The organism is uncultured Desulfosarcina sp. (assembly GCF_963664155.2).
Taxonomy (GTDB): Bacteria; Desulfobacterota; Desulfobacteria; order Desulfobacterales; family Desulfosarcinaceae; genus Desulfosarcina.
Map to the genome: position 1 here is coordinate 4,589,148 of NZ_CAXXXH010000001.1, position 15,225 is coordinate 4,604,372.

12 protein-coding genes, 6 tRNA genes and 2 pseudogenes are annotated in these 15,225 nt (G+C 49.6%); 15 read left to right on the top strand and 5 right to left on the bottom strand.

What is annotated here, in order from left to right; all coding sequences use genetic code 11:
• Positions 1–576: 576 nt before the first annotated feature.
• Positions 577–652, bottom strand: a tRNA-Arg gene (locus ACHZBS_RS20850).
• A 22-nt stretch (positions 653–674) separates the two neighbouring features.
• On the bottom strand, positions 675–1,505 hold the full coding sequence (locus ACHZBS_RS20855) for a site-specific integrase (protein ID WP_319408451.1): 831 nt from the start codon (positions 1,503–1,505) through the stop codon (positions 675–677).
• Positions 1,506–1,781: 276 nt separating this feature from the next.
• Here ACHZBS_RS20855 and ACHZBS_RS20860 point away from each other — a divergent pair, with 276 nt between their 5' ends.
• The 3 genes and pseudogenes from ACHZBS_RS20860 (at position 1,782) to ACHZBS_RS20870 (ending at position 4,567) form a co-directional block, all read left to right on the top strand.
• Positions 1,782–2,999, top strand: a complete 1,218-nt coding sequence (locus ACHZBS_RS20860; RefSeq protein ID WP_319405756.1) for an ISL3 family transposase — start codon at positions 1,782–1,784, stop codon at positions 2,997–2,999.
• A 319-nt stretch (positions 3,000–3,318) separates the two neighbouring features.
• Positions 3,319–4,158: pseudogene (locus ACHZBS_RS20865) on the top strand (helix-turn-helix domain-containing protein); the annotation flags it as partial.
• Between the two features lie 274 nt (positions 4,159–4,432).
• Positions 4,433–4,567 carry a hypothetical protein gene (locus ACHZBS_RS20870; protein ID WP_319408452.1) on the top strand — a complete coding sequence of 45 codons (135 nt, stop codon included), beginning with the start codon at positions 4,433–4,435 and terminating at the stop codon, positions 4,565–4,567.
• Between the two features lie 490 nt (positions 4,568–5,057).
• On the opposite strand, the pseudogene ACHZBS_RS20875 reads toward ACHZBS_RS20870, so the two are convergent.
• Together ACHZBS_RS20875 and ACHZBS_RS20880 are read right to left on the bottom strand one after the other, a co-directional pair.
• Positions 5,058–6,206, bottom strand: a pseudogene (locus tag ACHZBS_RS20875) (IS3 family transposase).
• Between the two features lie 41 nt (positions 6,207–6,247).
• A protein-coding gene (locus tag ACHZBS_RS20880; RefSeq protein ID WP_319405160.1) for an IS3 family transposase occupies positions 6,248–7,377 on the bottom strand; the annotation gives its coding sequence in 2 pieces (ribosomal slippage) (positions 6,248–7,107 and positions 7,107–7,377; 1,131 coding nt in all).
• A gap of 183 nt (positions 7,378–7,560) precedes the next feature.
• Here ACHZBS_RS20880 and ACHZBS_RS20885 point away from each other — a divergent pair.
• Both ACHZBS_RS20885 and ACHZBS_RS20890 read left to right on the top strand, forming a co-directional pair.
• Positions 7,561–7,860: a transposase gene (locus ACHZBS_RS20885; protein ID WP_319404665.1), complete on the top strand. Its 300-nt coding sequence runs from the start codon at positions 7,561–7,563 to the stop codon at positions 7,858–7,860.
• Complete coding sequence (locus ACHZBS_RS20890) at positions 7,857–8,720, top strand: IS3 family transposase (RefSeq protein ID WP_319404664.1); 864 nt, start codon at positions 7,857–7,859, stop codon at positions 8,718–8,720. The genes ACHZBS_RS20885 and ACHZBS_RS20890 overlap by 4 nt, the downstream gene beginning before the upstream one ends.
• Positions 8,721–9,183: 463 nt before the next feature.
• Here ACHZBS_RS20890 and ACHZBS_RS20895 read toward each other — a convergent pair whose 3' ends face one another.
• Entirely contained in the window at positions 9,184–10,722 is a 1,539-nt protein-coding gene (locus tag ACHZBS_RS20895; RefSeq protein WP_319408453.1) for a LysM peptidoglycan-binding domain-containing protein, read from the bottom strand.
• Between the two features lie 893 nt (positions 10,723–11,615).
• On the opposite strand from ACHZBS_RS20895, the gene ACHZBS_RS20900 reads away from it, so the two are divergent.
• The 10 genes from ACHZBS_RS20900 to rplK all read left to right on the top strand — a co-directional run bounded on the left by ACHZBS_RS20900 (position 11,616) and on the right by rplK (position 15,182).
• Positions 11,616–11,691, top strand: a tRNA-Thr gene (locus ACHZBS_RS20900).
• A gap of 20 nt (positions 11,692–11,711) precedes the next feature.
• Positions 11,712–11,796 (top strand) — tRNA-Tyr (locus ACHZBS_RS20905).
• A gap of 140 nt (positions 11,797–11,936) precedes the next feature.
• Positions 11,937–12,012, top strand: a tRNA-Gly gene (locus ACHZBS_RS20910).
• Positions 12,013–12,077: 65 nt separating this feature from the next.
• Positions 12,078–12,154 (top strand) — tRNA-Thr (locus tag ACHZBS_RS20915).
• A gap of 67 nt (positions 12,155–12,221) precedes the next feature.
• Positions 12,222–13,415: an elongation factor Tu gene (tuf, locus tag ACHZBS_RS20920; protein ID WP_319408454.1), complete on the top strand. Its 1,194-nt coding sequence runs from the start codon at positions 12,222–12,224 to the stop codon at positions 13,413–13,415.
• 20 nt (positions 13,416–13,435) lie between these two features.
• Positions 13,436–13,585: a 50S ribosomal protein L33 gene (rpmG, locus tag ACHZBS_RS20925; protein WP_155303881.1), complete on the top strand. Its 150-nt coding sequence runs from the start codon at positions 13,436–13,438 to the stop codon at positions 13,583–13,585.
• Positions 13,586–13,615: 30 nt separating this feature from the next.
• Positions 13,616–13,692, top strand: a tRNA-Trp gene (locus ACHZBS_RS20930).
• A 200-nt stretch (positions 13,693–13,892) separates the two neighbouring features.
• Positions 13,893–14,135: a preprotein translocase subunit SecE gene (secE, locus tag ACHZBS_RS20935; RefSeq protein ID WP_319408455.1), complete on the top strand. Its 243-nt coding sequence runs from the start codon at positions 13,893–13,895 to the stop codon at positions 14,133–14,135.
• Between the two features lie 16 nt (positions 14,136–14,151).
• The gene (gene nusG, locus ACHZBS_RS20940; protein WP_319408456.1) at positions 14,152–14,682 is read left to right on the top strand and encodes a transcription termination/antitermination protein NusG; all 531 of its coding nucleotides are present in this window, start codon (positions 14,152–14,154) and stop codon (positions 14,680–14,682) included.
• Positions 14,683–14,759: 77 nt separating this feature from the next.
• Positions 14,760–15,182: a 50S ribosomal protein L11 gene (rplK, locus tag ACHZBS_RS20945; protein ID WP_319408457.1), complete on the top strand. Its 423-nt coding sequence runs from the start codon at positions 14,760–14,762 to the stop codon at positions 15,180–15,182.
• The last annotated feature ends 43 nt before the right edge of the window (positions 15,183–15,225 follow it).

Here is a 15,225-nt window from a genome sequence, read left to right on the forward strand (position 1 = left end):
AATACATTGGTGGCTTGGAGTTTTTAACAAGTAGCCTGTGCTGATAACCTTTGTCAATCGTTGGGATAATTGTCTGATGGACCAGGGGATGGAATTCTAATAACCATCCAGATATGACATTGGTATCTCTCGGGAAAAGGGTTGGCAAAAACGACGAATAGATTGCCAGGAACATTTAACACCAGGTCAGATCAAAGCTGCAAGGCATGTTCAAACAATAGCGTAGACAGGGGCTTAAACCGGCCCTGGCGAAGGACATAGCAGATTTGTGGATTTATGCTACCCGGATATGTGGGTTCTGCATGCTGGAAGCCAGGCAGGGGCTTGACTCGGTCCTATATGGTGAGATTATTTGATGTTCCATATCACACACCGAGAAACGTTGCAAAACAGGATTTCTATATCATAATCTCTGTGCCGTTTTTTGGTGCTTTGCGTAACAGGAAATCCTTCTAACGGGCTGTAAATATATGCGGAAATTTCTTCTGAGCGGTTTTTATGCGTAACTTGCACAAAAATATACGATTTTGTTGAAGAAATATAGCGTGTAACTATCTGAATTTAGATATGAAAGATTGGTGCCCCCGGCGTGATTCGAACACGCGGCACACGGATTAGGAATCCGATGCTCTATCCCCTGAGCTACGGGGGCAATATCTATTTAATACAGTATTTTACGATTCATTTTGGGCTTGTTTTCTTTCGACAAAATCAGCGATTGTGCCCGAAATTGTGCCCGCGAGCGAATTTAGATACTTTTCTTGCCGTTCCGTGGCAAGTTTTAGATCCGCATCATTCACGATGTTGTAACGGTCAAACACAGATCTTGTCTTGTGGCCTGAAATCATCATGGCTACTCGCTCGGGCACACCAGAACGGACCATATTTCTTACTGCAGTCCGCCTGAAATCGTGGAAGTGTCTTAGGCTAATCTTGGCGTCTTTGCAAGCCTTTTTCCAGACCTTGTCAAACCTCTTAACCCTATCATTTTCATATCTATTCAGGAAAACATAAGGTAATAGATTGTGGCGTTTCGACCATCGCGACTCCATAATTGCCTTTAATTCGGAGTCAATGTAAATCGTTCTGCCCTCGTCATTTTTCGTTTCACCAACCTCAAGCCTGACGATACCTTGTTTCCGGTCAATCTGGTTCCAGGTGAGATTGGAGATTTCTGAAAGACGCCAGCCGGTTTTGTAAGCGAATGTGACATAGTCTTTCAGATATTCCGGCAATGCATTCTTCAACGCAAGGTATTCTCCATGCTCGAAAAAGCCTTTGTGAGCATTATTTTCCTTGAGCATCGGGATATATGGTACCTGTTCCACTAAAGGTGGCGACTGGTTCCTACCAAGATTCAACAGTCTTTTCAAAGCCGAAAGTTCCCGGTTAATTGTGGCGTTGGCAGCTTTGGTATCCATCCGAATTTCTATGTATTCATTTATCTTAGGGGTTGTAATCTCTGGTACATGGTAGCCTTCAAAAAATTCTTTAAGCTTTTCCACACTCCGCAGAGCGTCTAAGGATGCCGGTAGACTGGCAGGTGTGAGCGGTATGCGGACCGCTTCAGCAAGAACAACGGGAATCGTGTGTTTGGTGTGGGACTGGATTTAACAGAGTGATGCACTGATCACAAAACTAATCTTCATATTCCTTTGATCGCAGATACTCGCTTATTTTGAATAATCCCGGTAAGCCTTCAATAATAATATGGTTCCTCGCTGTTTCGTATGGGTAGATAGTTGATTGACTTACCGCACTAGTGATAATCGCTAAGCACTATGAAAGATACAGAACTCCTTCAAATGGCTCTTGGTCTGAAACCGCCCTGGCAGGTTTCGACAGCGGATTTCAACCCCGATGAAAAGCGTCTGGATATCCGCCTTGATTTTCCCAAAGGGAGCACCTTCACTTGCCCGAAATGTGGGCTATCGGGAGTCAAGGCCCACGATACCGTCGAGAAAACATGGCGGCATCTGAACTTCTTCCAGCACGAAGCGTATCTGACCGCCAGGGTTGCCAGAATCGACTGCAAAAAATGCGGCATCCGTCTGGTTGATGTGCCCTGGGCCAGACCCGGCAGCGGCTTCACGCTGTTGTTTGAAGCGATGATTATGATACTGGCCAAGGCTATGCCGGTGAAAACCGTCGCCGAGTTTGTCCGTGAGCACGATACCCGGTTATGGCGTATCTTGCATCACTATGTGGGCGAAGCGCGTAAGGCCGCCGACCACAGTCAGGTCAAGCATGTCGGCATGGACGAAACCTCAAGACGCCGCGGCCACAACTATGTCAGCCTGTTTGTCGATCTTGACGAAACCCGGGTTCTGTTCGCCACCGGCGGCAAGGATGCATCAACCGTTGATCGATTCAAAAGAGATCTCACCGACCATGGCGGCAATCCCGGCGCTATCGAGGAGATGTGCTGCGACATGTCTCCGGCGTTCATCAGCGGTGTCGAAAAACATTTTCCCGAAGCCCATATCACCTTCGATAAGTTCCATGTGCTGAAAGTCCTCAACGAAGCGGTGGACCAGGTTCGCCGGGAAGAATCCAAAGGCCGGCCGGTGCTAAAGGGCAGCCGCTATCTTTGGCTGAAGAACCCATCCAACCTCAAGGCGTCCCAGGCCGAACAGCTTGAACAATTGACGATCAAAAAGCTCAACCTCAAAACCAGCCGGGCGTACCACATCAAACTCAACTTTCAGGAATTCTACAATCAGACCGCCCGGACCGCCGAAACCTTTTTGAAGAAATGGTATTTCTGGGCAACCCACAGCCGCCTGGAGCCCATGAAAAAAGCCGCATACACCATCAAGAACCACTGGGACGGCGTCCTGCGTTGGTTTACCTCCAGGATCAATAACGGAATCCTAGAAGGGATAAACAGTCTGATTCAAGCTGCCAAAGCCAGAGCCCGAGGGTATCGAACTGAGCGAACACTTATCACCATGATTTATCTTATTGCAGGCAAACTGAAGTTCGATTTACCCACATGAAACAGCGAGGAACCAATAATATAATCGTTGGCACCAAATGGTAAAACAGATCGAAAATGTCAATTGGCTTGGTTAGCATACCATTTTTGAGCATGATCAATTTTTCGATTACATGTGGCATTGGCCGAAATGGAGCAAGAAGCATAAAAACTGAAATAACGATCAGAATCCAGTATGGTATTTTATCAAGAAAAGCCACTATGATCTCCTTATCTGGAATAGTCTCGATTTAATCTGACACCGCACTTGAAAAAGTGAGGGTTACCGGTTTTGATGAAGGTGCCAACCAAAACCATCAAAACCATAGGAGGTAACCCTCATGCTGAATGGTACCAAAACCGTCATTAAACACAAGATTGGATTGTTGAACCTGGCCGAGGAACTGGGCAACGTATCCAAAGCCTGCCGGATCATGGGGCTTTCCCGTGACACCTTCTACCGCTATCAAAATGCCGTTGAACAAGGCGGTATCGAAGCCCTTGTTGACCGGAACCGGCGCAAACCCAACCCCAAAAATCGAGTGGATGAGCAGACCGAGACTGCTGTAGTGTCCTATGCCATTGAACAGCCTGCCTTTGGTCAAGTCAGGGCCAGCAACGAACTCCGTAAGCGAGGTGTTTTTATTTCGCCCAGCGGTGTTCGCTGTGTGTGGCTGCGAAACAACCTATCGTGCTTTAAACACCGCCTAAAGGCCCTTGAAGAAAAGATGGCCAAGGAAAATTTAATCCTCACTGAAAGCCAAGTCCAGGCCCTTGAACGCAAAAAACAGGACGACATTGCCGCCGGTGAAATCGAAACCGCCCATCCAGGCTACCTGGGTTCTCAGGATACCTTCTACGTGGTCACCTTAAAGGGCGTAGGCAGAATATACCAGCAAACCTTTATCGATACCTATGCCAAGGTCGGCTTTGCCAAACTGTACACCACCAAGACGCCGATAACCGCTGCTGACCTGCTCAATGACAAGGTCCTGCCATTTTATGAGAAACACCAGCTGCCGCTGCTGCGTATTTTAGCTGACAGAGGCACCGAGTACTGTGGTAAGGCCGAAACCCATGATTATCAGCTTTATATGGCCATTAACGATATTGAACACTCCCGCCCTCAGATTAAATCTGAACTTCTACAACAATCATGTCAGCGACGGATAAAATTGGTAACATTATCAGTGATAACGAGCTGATGGCCGCGATAAAAAGTCTCATACCCCTTTGAATCCTAATGATGATAATTGATTTCATTGGCAAGGTGAGAACCTATCATCTTTGTTAGGCCGGCTCAACAATCAACCCAACGAAATCCATTGGTAGCTTTCACCTATCACACCACAGCCAACCGGCTCACATTGTCTAAAGTCCTTGATGCTTTATCTTTAATCTAAGCAAGAAGGAACACAATCAAACAACAAAACAATCAACCAATGAGGTGATACTATGGCCGAAGAAAAAGTTCAGGACTACACAGATGATAAGAATGAAGGACACGTTGATACTCGCGAGAAAAATTTTGAGTGTGAAAATAAAGATAAGAACCTGGGATGTGATCTGGGAATTGATGTAGCAGGATAACTGAAAGGATGGTGCCCTATGATAGGATTGACACTGACGCTCATTACGCTGGGATACTTCATTAACAAGTGTATAGCCGGCCGGACATCAGGAGCCACCTGCAAGATTTAAGGGCATGATTAACGGCAGAGCTTCGAAAAATTAGGCAATAGAAATTAAATCCGCTGACATGGCGGTACATGGCAGAGCCTCTGACGGGGCTCTGCCTATTAATTCTGCATTCAAGCCCACCTATTCATTCTCATTAAGGTTTCATTTCCCTGCTATTTCATGTGCTTTTTAGGCTATTTTTTTGCATCAGTTGTTTTGTTCAATGGCAAATCACAACGTGGTTAGACTGTCATCGTGCATTTACCCCAATTTAGTGGACACCTCAAAAAGCCCAATGTATATGGGCAACAGGAGGTGTGGGAGGTGGACCCCATCGGCTGGACAGCCTGAGGGGTAGAATAAGCTATGAGCCGAGAGCTTTTTAAAAGATAAAAAGGCATCAGGCAGCCTCGGCGAAAGGATGGGGCAGACCGTAATAAACCTCATCCGGGGTTCTGTCGTCAAGGGCCGAATGGCCCCGTTCGTGATTGTAATAATCGAGCCACCGGCCCAGACCCTGCCGCAGCGCCTTACCGGTGTCGAATGCGTGCAAGTAAATGTATTGGTGTTTGAGGGTCCACCACAGCCGCTCGACGAATATATTGTCCTGGCAACGACCCCGACCATCCATACTGATGGCGACCTTGTTATCGATGAGAACCTTGGTGAACGCGTTGCTGGTAAATTGAGCCCCTTGGTCGGTATTGAAGATTTCCGGTGGCTCATAGCGGCTCAACGCCTCTTTAAGGGCATCGATACAAAAGGCGCTGTCCAGGGGTGTTGGATATCCGCCAGGCGAGCACCTTGCGGCTGTGCCAGTCCATGATCGCCACCAGATACATGTACCCACTGGCCATGGGGATGAAAGTGATGTCGCTGGCCCAAACCTGATTGGTGCGACTGATGGTCATACCCCTTAGCAGATAAGGATATACCTTATGCTGGGGATGGGGGCGGCTGGTCCGCGGTTTGGGATACACCGCCTCGATACCCATTAATCGCATCAGCCGCTGAACCCGTTTGCGATTGGCTGTTATGCCCTGACGATCCAGCTGGCGGCTGATCGTTCGGCTGCCCGAGGATGGATTGGTAAGATACAGTTCGTCGATCTTGCGCATCAGTTCCAGCTCGTCTTGGCTTATGGGTATGGGTTGGTAGTAATAGGATGACCGGCTAAGATCGATTAGTTCACACTGCCGGGAAACGCTCAGCTGCCGATCCAACGGATCGATCATGGATTTACGCTGTTTGCGATTCAGCTGCTGAGCTTGCGTGCTAAAAAATCGTTTTCCACCTTGAGTTGACCGATCTGGCGGTACAGTTCGGCGGTTTGGGCATCGGCCTGTTTTCTGGATCGGTGGCTTTTATCGAAGATATCGGCTGCACCGTCGAGCATCTGCCGCTTCCAGGTGGAAATCATGGTGGGGTGAACACCAAATCGACTGGCCAACTGTGCTGCGGTTTCTTCGTTCTGAATGGCAGCCAGAGCGACCTTGGCTTTGAACTGTGGACTGTGTGATTTGAGCGCTGGCTCCGGGGTGCTGGACAGAAACCCGCATTTTTAAGTGAAGAAACTCTGCCGGGTTGGGATCAGGCTGCCCGGTGTTGAGGAAGTTGGCCGAAATAGACCACATCGGGGGTCTGCCCGTCAAGCGCCGAATGCGGTCGGCGTTGGTTGTAAAAAAGGAAGTAGCGCCCCAGGCCGCGCCGGGCATCCGCCACCGAGTCATAGGCATGAAGATATACTTCTTCATACTTGACGCTCTTCCAGAGGCGTTCGACAAAGACGTTGTCGCGCCAGGAGCCTTTCCCGTCCATGCTGATCTGAATATGATGCTTTTCCAACAAGCCGACAAAGTCTTTGCCGGTGAATTGGCTGCCCTGGTCGGTATTGAAGATTTCCGGGGTTCCGTAATCCCGAATCGCTGCTTCGACAGCATCAATGCAGAAATCGGCCGTCATGCTGTTGGACAGCCGCCAAGCCAGGACACGTCGCGTCGCCCAGTCCAATACAGCCGCCAGGTAGATAAAGCCCTTGTTCATCGGAATGTAGGTGATATCCATGGCCCAGGTCTGATTGGGCGCTGTGATCTTTCGATGGCGCAGCAAGTACGGAAACACCTTATGGCCCAGATGCGGTTTGGTGGTGCGGGGGCGTTGGTAAAGGGCCTCTATCCCCATTTTTCGCATCAAGGTGGCGACATGCCTGCGACCGACACTGGCCCCGTCTTGTCGCAGCAGATCCCGTAGCATCCGGCTGCCGGCAAAGGGATATGCAAGATGCAGCCTGTCAATCTGCCGCATCAATTCCAAATCTGCTGCTGAGACGGCCCGGGGGGCGTAATAGAACGACGAGCGCGCCATTTTCAGGATCTTGCATTGCTGCACCACCGGCAACGGGTGCTGCCGATCAATCATCACTTTGCGCTCGCATCGGGAATACGACCGAGCGCGCCGGCCAAAAAATCGTTTTCCATTGCCAACTGGCCGATCTTGGCATGTAGATCTTTGACATTGGGGCCGTTGACGGCCTTGCGCTCTGCCGCTGTAGCGAACAGATCCTTGGCGTGCTCTTGCAGTTGGGTCTTCCACTGCACGATCTGGTTCGGGTGGACATCGAACTGTTGAGCCAACTCCGCTAAGGTCTGGTCGCCCCGTAAGGCTGTTATCGCCACCTTGGCTTTGAAGGTTGCTGCGTGATTCCGTCTAGGTCGTTTCATTGTCTGCTCTCCTTGGTTAACGAATAGTTACTGCGTTATTAGAGCAGAGTTTTCACTTAAAAGCCTGTCCTTTTTTCCGAAACCGGCTCTTTGCGCTTGTTACCCATCGTCAGATCCTCCTCATTTTTGGTCTGACTCATAGCTTAGCACATTGTCCAGTTTTTGGGGTCCACCGCCGTTCCAATGTCAAAGAAAAAAAGAAGGAGCTACAGCCGAGAATTTAAAAAGGAGGCCGTAGCGCTGATCACTGAAAAGGGATACGGTATCGCCGAAGCATCCAGAAATCTGGGTATCGAATACAGTGTCCTACGTCGCTGGAAAATGCAGTTGGCCGATGATCCTCAAAACGCCTTCCCCGGAAAAGGGAAGCGAAATCCTGAAGACCAGGCGTTCAAAGATCTTCAACGTGAACTGGACCGGGTTAAAGAAGAGCGTGATATCTTAAAAAAAGCGCTGGCCTACTTTGCGGAGGATCAGAAATGAAATTTCGATTCATTTCTGCCCACCGGGAGACGTTCAAGGTAGGCCGCATGTGCGCGTTGCTCAAGGTCTCCCGCTCTGGTTTTTATACATGGCTCAGACGTCCGGAGAGCCGTCGAAGCATTGAAAACCGGGCTTTAGAGGACAAGATCCGTGTCCTGCATGCTGCCAGCCATGGCATCTACGGTTCACCCAAGATACACCGGGATCTTACCGATGATGGCGTTCGCTGTGGTAAAAACCGTGTCGCCCGGATCATGCGTGAAGCCGGTATCCGGTCTCGTATCAAAAAGAAATTCAAAGCCACAACCAACTCCCGGCACAACCTGCCGGTAGCACCAAACCTGTTGAACCAGGAGTTCACCGTGGATGCTCCGGATCGTACCTGGGTTGGTGATATCACCTACATCCACACCCAACAGGGTTGGCTGTACCTGGCCGTTCTGCTCGATCTGTTTAACCGCAAAATTGTCGGCTGGGCCACCTCATCCCGGCTGAACCGTCAGCTTGCATTACATGCACTTGAGATGGCACTGGACCAACAAGCCCCAGCACCGGGGTTGATGCATCATTCGGATCAAGGCTGCCAGTACGCTTCCGGTGATTACCAGAAACTGCTTTCCAAGCATGGCATGATTTGCAGCATGAGCCGCAAAGGAAACTGTTACGATAACGCTGTCGCTGAGAGCTTCTTTCATCTGCTTAAGACCGAATGGGTGAATCATCACCGGTACCTTAGCCGGTCCGAAGCTGTCAGCAGCCTGTTTTACTATATTGAAATCTTCTACAACCGAAAAAGACGTCACTCCGTGCTTGATTATGCAACGCCGCAGCAATACGAAACTTTTCCGCTTGCGGCTTAACTCGGTGTCCACTGTTTCGGGGGAAATTCATCGCCATCCCATTGTAATTACGCCTATTTTACACTTTTTGGCGTTTTGTGACACGTTTTAGGGCAGACTGTAATTACAGTTTGGAGGGTGGTGCTGGTAGACAATTTCCATGTTGTATCGAATGATGTTGGTCGGTCGAACTAATTTTGAGGGTATTATAATGGTGGGGAATGGGTGCGAAAGAATAGGGTAGGGGAGCCATGATCACAGTTTATAAAAGGAAAGGGCACAGCCGCGGTATGACTGTGCCCGATTGTGCCCAAATTGTGCCCGTCAAGGTCAAATGTTATCAAACGTTTACAAACGAAACCAAAAACAGAACAGAAAACCAAAATTTTTCAAGTACTTAAAATTACATAATTTTTGAAAATGGTAAACGTACGATTAGGAATCCGATGCTCTATCCCCTGAGCTACGGGGGCAACATTTGTTATTAATCAATCTGAACCGACTGTCCCGGATAGATGGTGCTCCTGGGGGTCAGGTTGTTTATTTTCAGGAAATGATTAAGCGATATATGATGTTTTTGGGCAATAATATATGGGCTGTCGCCCCGTTGCACAAAATAGGTTCCTGATCCCTTGGCGGGTTGCGCGGGCGCACTATCCTGTGAGGGAACCTTCAAAACCTGATTGATGCTCAACCGAGTCGTCGAGAGACGATTCATTTCCTGAATTTTTTGGGTGGTGGTACCATATCGCTTGGCGATAATCCATAGGGAATCACCGCTTTTTACCACGTGTTCCTGATCCCACACGTCGCGTGATGCCACGGCTTCCTGCGCATGCATCACGACCATTCCCCGCTGAGGAATTTTCAGCTTTTTACCTGCGACGATATAGCTGGACCGTTTTAAATTGTTGGCCCACATGATTTTTTTAACACTGGTATGATAACGACGGGCAATGGTGGATAGCGTTTCTCCTTTTTTGACACGATGGTAAACAAACGCGGGTCGGGGAGGAGATGAAACCGGCACCTGGTCTATGGATGCCAGCAGCAGATCTTTTTTCCCGATCGGTACTCTTACCGTATATGTGTTGGGGGGTAAAACACTATAGCGAAGCTCGGGGTTCAGGTCCTTGAGCGTGTCGAGTGTGGTCCCAAGAGGCGGCGCCAGATCTTTCAGGTGGACCTGACGATGAACTTCCACCGTTTCGAAATCGAGTGCCGGACAAGCTTCAACATCCGCCATTCCATATTTTTCCATATTTTCAATCACATGCAACGCCGCCAAGAAACGGGGCACATAGCGGGCCGTCTCGAAGGGCAGCCGACCATAAAGATCCCAGAAATCATCTAAATAATTGATGTTCTGCGTCCGAATCACATGCAGGACCCGCCCCTCTCCGCAGTTGTAGGCGGCCAGCACCGTCGACCAGTCCCCGAAAATGCTGTGGAGCTCTTTCAGATAGGCGATGGCTGCGTCGCTGGATTTTTCGAAATCGATGCGCTCATCGATATATTGGTCTCTTTTCAGGCCGAATTTGTAGCCTGTTGAAGGGATGAACTGCCACAATCCCAGCGCCCGGGCACGGGACAGCGCCTTAACCTTGAATCCGCTTTCGATCAACGGCAGCCAGGAAAGCTCCGCGGGAAGACCTTCCGCCTCCAATTTTTTAAGGATGATGGACCGGTACCTTCCGGACCGTCTGTAGGACTCGATAAAAAAACTTCTTTCCGGCCCAATGGTGAAACGGTTAATTTCTTGCTGGATGTTCGAGTTGATTTCACGAGGGATGGCATTGTGGTTGCCATTGACCACGATATTCCGGGATGCGTAGATTTCGAGGATTCGTTTGGAAATAAGAAATCGCAGGTCTTCCTTCTGCTGAACCATTTTAGCCGGATCGTCCGGTTCCACGGTCAGGATCAGCGAGTAGGCTTTGTCCAGTGCCTCCAGGGCACTTTCCAGATCGCCGTTTTGCCAGAATTCCTGGGCGGCCTCGCAAAAATCAAGGGCTTCATCCAATTGTTGCTGGATGCCTGGGGATATCGAAGCGGGTTCGACAACTACCGCATCACCGTCTTCAGGGCTGTCTAAGTGTATTTCCGGGCTTGAAGGGGACGCCGGAGAGGGTCCAGCTGATTGTCCTGCCAAATCGGAATATCGCGGGGTCTCCTCACTGTCGGTTGGGGCAGGGACGGATTGTGGGGGCCAAGCAGGTGTTATGGCAGTGGTCTCGGGGCTGGATGCTTCAACTGCCGGAGGCACCCCGGGTGTTGTCTTGACATCATCGGCTTCGCTTTTGAAGTGATGGGCACAACCCAGCAAAAGAATCAGGGCGAAACTGACAAGTGGTCGTGTGAAATAGGTAGGCAATGGGTGGTCCTTCTTTTTGGTCAATGGCATTTACTGTTTAAAGTACGATGCGTGTCAATGTAAAACCGCATGTTTGTAGCGTCCTTACACATTCGCCGTCGCTTTTGTCAAGCTGAGATGATAGCAGCGGCGGTGAATCCGAATGGAACGCTGAGCAGGACTTCCTGGATGGAACAGGGGAGGGGGGCTTGCGTGCCTCTCTGGTACAATCGTATAATCAGAACGAAAACTATATGATATTGAAGGATTTATTTATGAGTCACGGCCTGAATGAAGGCGGCGTTCCAAGACTATATGACAGGCGCCCCTAATTTAAAAAGCCTCGGCTCAGTCCGGTCCCCCTTCGAAAAAGACCGCCTTCTGGCTTAAAGTCACTGGACATTTATCGATAAATAGGGGAACATAAAAACTTTTTGGATGTGCCGATCAAATTTTCCTTGAAAAAAATAAATTATGGGTGTAAAAGACGTCGTTTCAATCAATGCATATTGGCTCATAATTTTCCGAGCCTGGTGATTGATTTGTTCTTTTAGATATTGTCGGCCAGCGTAGCTCAGTTGGTAGAGCTACTGATTTGTAATCAGTGGGCCGGGGGTTCGAGTCCCTCCGCTGGCTCCAGTGTTAACAGCTGATCATATGGTGGGGTTCCCGAGTGGTCAAAGGGAACAGACTGTAAATCTGTCGGCGACGCCTTCGGAGGTTCAAATCCTCCCCCCACCACCATTTTTAGTAAGTGCTTGTAGAAGATCGTGCAAAGAACTTAAGATCGATTGTATACTACATGGCTTGCTTTTTTGCCGCTAACTGGATCAGCGGCGATTAAAACTGAGAAGCGTTAATATCAACGTGTTTCGAGTGTGAACGCGGGAGTAGCTCAGTTGGTAGAGCTTCAGCCTTCCAAGCTGAATGTCGCGAGTTCGAGCCTCGTCTCCCGCTCCATCGATATTAATTGCAGCTTTTCTTTGGCCTGCCATTCAATTATTCTTTTTGTTGCTGCACGTTAAGCCCACGTAGCTCAGTCGGTAGAGCGCTTCCTTGGTAAGGAAGAGGTTCATCGGTTCAACTCCGATCGTGGGCTCCATCTTTTAGCCACTGATCTTAGAAAAGCGAAATAGTAAGAAATTGTCCATTCATGGGAGGTTTTAAAAATGGCGAAGCAAAAATTTGAGAGGACGAAGCCGCACGTAAACGTAGGGACCATCGGGCATATTGACCATGGGAAGACGACGCTGACGGCGGCGATCACGAAGTTGAGCGGGTTGAAAGGGCTGGCCGATTTTATTCCTTTTGATCAGATTGACAAGGCGCCTGAGGAAAAAGAGCGTGGCATTACGATTGCGACGGCGCATGTCGAGTATCAGACGGCCACTCGCCATTATGCCCATGTGGACTGTCCGGGCCATGCGGACTACATCAAGAACATGATCACCGGTGCGGCCCAGATGGACGGAGCGATTCTGGTGGTCGGCGCCGATGACGGCCCGATGCCCCAGACGCGCGAGCACATTCTGCTGGCCCGCCAGGTGGGCGTTCCCCGCATTCTGGTGTTTTTGAACAAATGCGACATGGTGGATGACGAGGAGTTGATCGAGCTGGTGGAGCTGGAACTGCGTGAGCTTCTGGACAAATACGAGTTTCCCGGTGACGACACGCCGATCATCCGGGGCAGCGCCCTGAAAGCCCTGGAGTGCGACGACGTGGATTCTCCCGATGCCAAGTGCATCTTCGAGCTTCTCGACGCCATCGACAGCTATATTCCCGAGCCCGAGCGCGATGTGGACAAACCGTTTTTGATGCCCATCGAGGACGTATTCAGCATTTCCGGTCGCGGAACGGTGGTGACGGGTCGTGTGGAGCGCGGAATCGTGCATGTGGGCGACGCGGTGGAGATCGTGGGTATCCGCGATACGACGAAGACGGTGTGTACGGGCGTGGAGATGTTTCGGAAGTTGCTTGACGAAGGTCAGGCGGGAGACAACATTGGTGTATTGCTTCGGGGAACCAAGCGCGACGAAGTGGAGCGGGGGCAGGTGGTGGCCGCCCCGGGTTCGATTACGCCCCACACGAAGTTCAAAGCCGAGGCTTACATTTTGAGCAAGGAAGAGGGTGGTCGCCACACGCCGTTTTTCAATGGATACCGTCCGCAGTTTTATTTTCGTACGACGGACGTGACCGGGATATTGAATTTGCCGGAAGGTGTAGAGATGGTGATGCCGGGTGACAACGTGGCGATCACGGCCGAATTGATCACGCCGATCGCCATGGAGAAGGAGCTTCGGTTCGCCATTCGTGAAGGCGGCCGTACGGTGGGTGCCGGTGTCGTCAGCGAGATAATTGAATAGTCTTCAAGGAGTGCCTTCAAGTGAGAATTATTATAACACTGGCCTGCACGGAGTGTAAGCGAAGAAACTATACAACGACTAAAAACAAACGCACAACGCCTGATAAGCTGGAATTCAGCAAGTATTGCCGATTTTGCAAAAAGCATACACCGCACAAAGAAACAAAGTGATCCCACAATCAGGCGTTGAGGGTTTTATGCAGGCCAGTAGCTCTAATTGGTAGAGCATCGGACTCCAAATCCGGGTGTTGGGGGTTCGAATCCCTCCTGGCCTGCCACATTTTCAGGTGTAATTTGCAATGGCGCCGATAGTTGAACGCTGGAACGGTTTCCGGCTATCCGCCGTTGATTAAAACGGGGTATGATGGGACGATTACTTCGAAAAAAAGATCCAACCAAAAAGATTAAAAAAGAGCTATCTGCGGATGACCTCGGACAGAATCTGAATTCCCCCGCTGCCCAGGGAACCACGCAACCGGTGGCAAAGAAAACCTATACCCCGGTTAGCAAACCCACCGCTGTCAAGGAAAAGACATTTTTTGACAAAGGGCTTCAGTTTCTCAGAGAAGTGAAAGTGGAGCTTAAAAAAGTTACTTGGCCATCGCGCAAACAGACCATGGGGTCTACCGTGGTTGTGCTTGTAATCGTAACGATCATTTCACTTTTTCTAGGGATTGTCGATGCCGGACTTGCCGGCTTGATCCAGGCTGTATTGCGATAACGCAGGAGCGTTTATAGTGTCAAAAAAATGGTATATTGTTCATGTCTATTCTGGATTCGAGAATAAAGTGAAAGCTTCCCTCGAAGAAAAAATAGCCTCGTCGCTCAATCCGGATAAGTTCGACAAGGTCCTCGTCCCGACAGAGGAAGTCGTTGAACTGGTCAAAGGTAAGCGGAGGACCTCTGCTAGAAAGTTTTATCCCGGCTACCTGCTTGTCAGGATGGAACTCGATGATGAAACGTGGCACATCGTGAACAATACACCCAAGGTTACCGGTTTTCTCGGCGGAAGAGAAAAGCCTACGCCGATTTCACAGGAAGAGGCGGACACTATCCTTAACCGGATGGAGGCGGGTAAAAACCAACCCCAACCCAAATATTTCTTCGAAACCGGTGACGAAATTCGTGTAATTGACGGACCCTTTACCAATTTCAACGGAACGGTAGAGGAGGTCAACCCTGAAAAGGGGAAGATCAAGGTGCTGGTGAGTATATTCGGCCGGTCGACACCGGTTGAACTGGATTTTGTCCAGGTGACGAAATTGTAATCGTCCCGGCGATGGTATCATCTCGCCAGTTTCTACCAACTTAACAGAACTTTATTTTATAGGGAATCGATCGAAAAATGGCTAAAAAGGTAATGGCTCAGATCAAGCTTCAGGTTGAAGCAGGCAAGGCAAATCCTTCTCCCCCCATTGGTCCGGCTTTAGGGCAACATGGCGTCAATATAATGGATTTTTGCAAGGCGTTTAATGCACGGACTGCTAACGATGCCGGTATGATCATTCCAGTGGTCATCACCGTGTTTCAGGATCGCTCGTTCACCTTCATTACCAAAACACCTCCGGCAGCAGTGCTTTTAAAAAAAGCGGCTAAAATCGCCAAGGGAGCCGGCGATCCCAAGCGTGACAAGGTGGGAAAGGTAACCATGGCTCAGGTCGAAGAAATTGCCAAAATCAAAATGGAAGATCTTAACGCAAACGATCTGGCTGGCGCCTGTAAAATTATCAGCGGTACCGCCAGAAGCATGGGAATTGAGGTCAATTAGCTGTCCGTGCAAGTCCTGATTGTCGATTCCGGAACAACAAGAT

Excerpts from the sequence above, each read along its gene's own strand:
- ACHZBS_RS20885 (WP_319404665.1), top strand. The coding sequence starts at position 7,561 with ATGTCAAAGAAAAAAAGAAGGAGCTACAGCCGAGAATTTAAAAAGGAG.
- rplK (WP_319408457.1), top strand. The coding sequence starts at position 14,760 with ATGGCTAAAAAGGTAATGGCTCAGATCAAGCTTCAGGTTGAAGCAGGC.
- ACHZBS_RS20890 (WP_319404664.1), top strand. The coding sequence starts at position 7,857 with ATGAAATTTCGATTCATTTCTGCCCACCGGGAGACGTTCAAGGTAGGC.
- ACHZBS_RS20870 (WP_319408452.1), top strand. The coding sequence starts at position 4,433 with ATGGCCGAAGAAAAAGTTCAGGACTACACAGATGATAAGAATGAAGGA.
- ACHZBS_RS20860 (WP_319405756.1), top strand. The coding sequence starts at position 1,782 with ATGAAAGATACAGAACTCCTTCAAATGGCTCTTGGTCTGAAACCGCCC.
- tuf (WP_319408454.1), top strand. The coding sequence starts at position 12,222 with ATGGCGAAGCAAAAATTTGAGAGGACGAAGCCGCACGTAAACGTAGGG.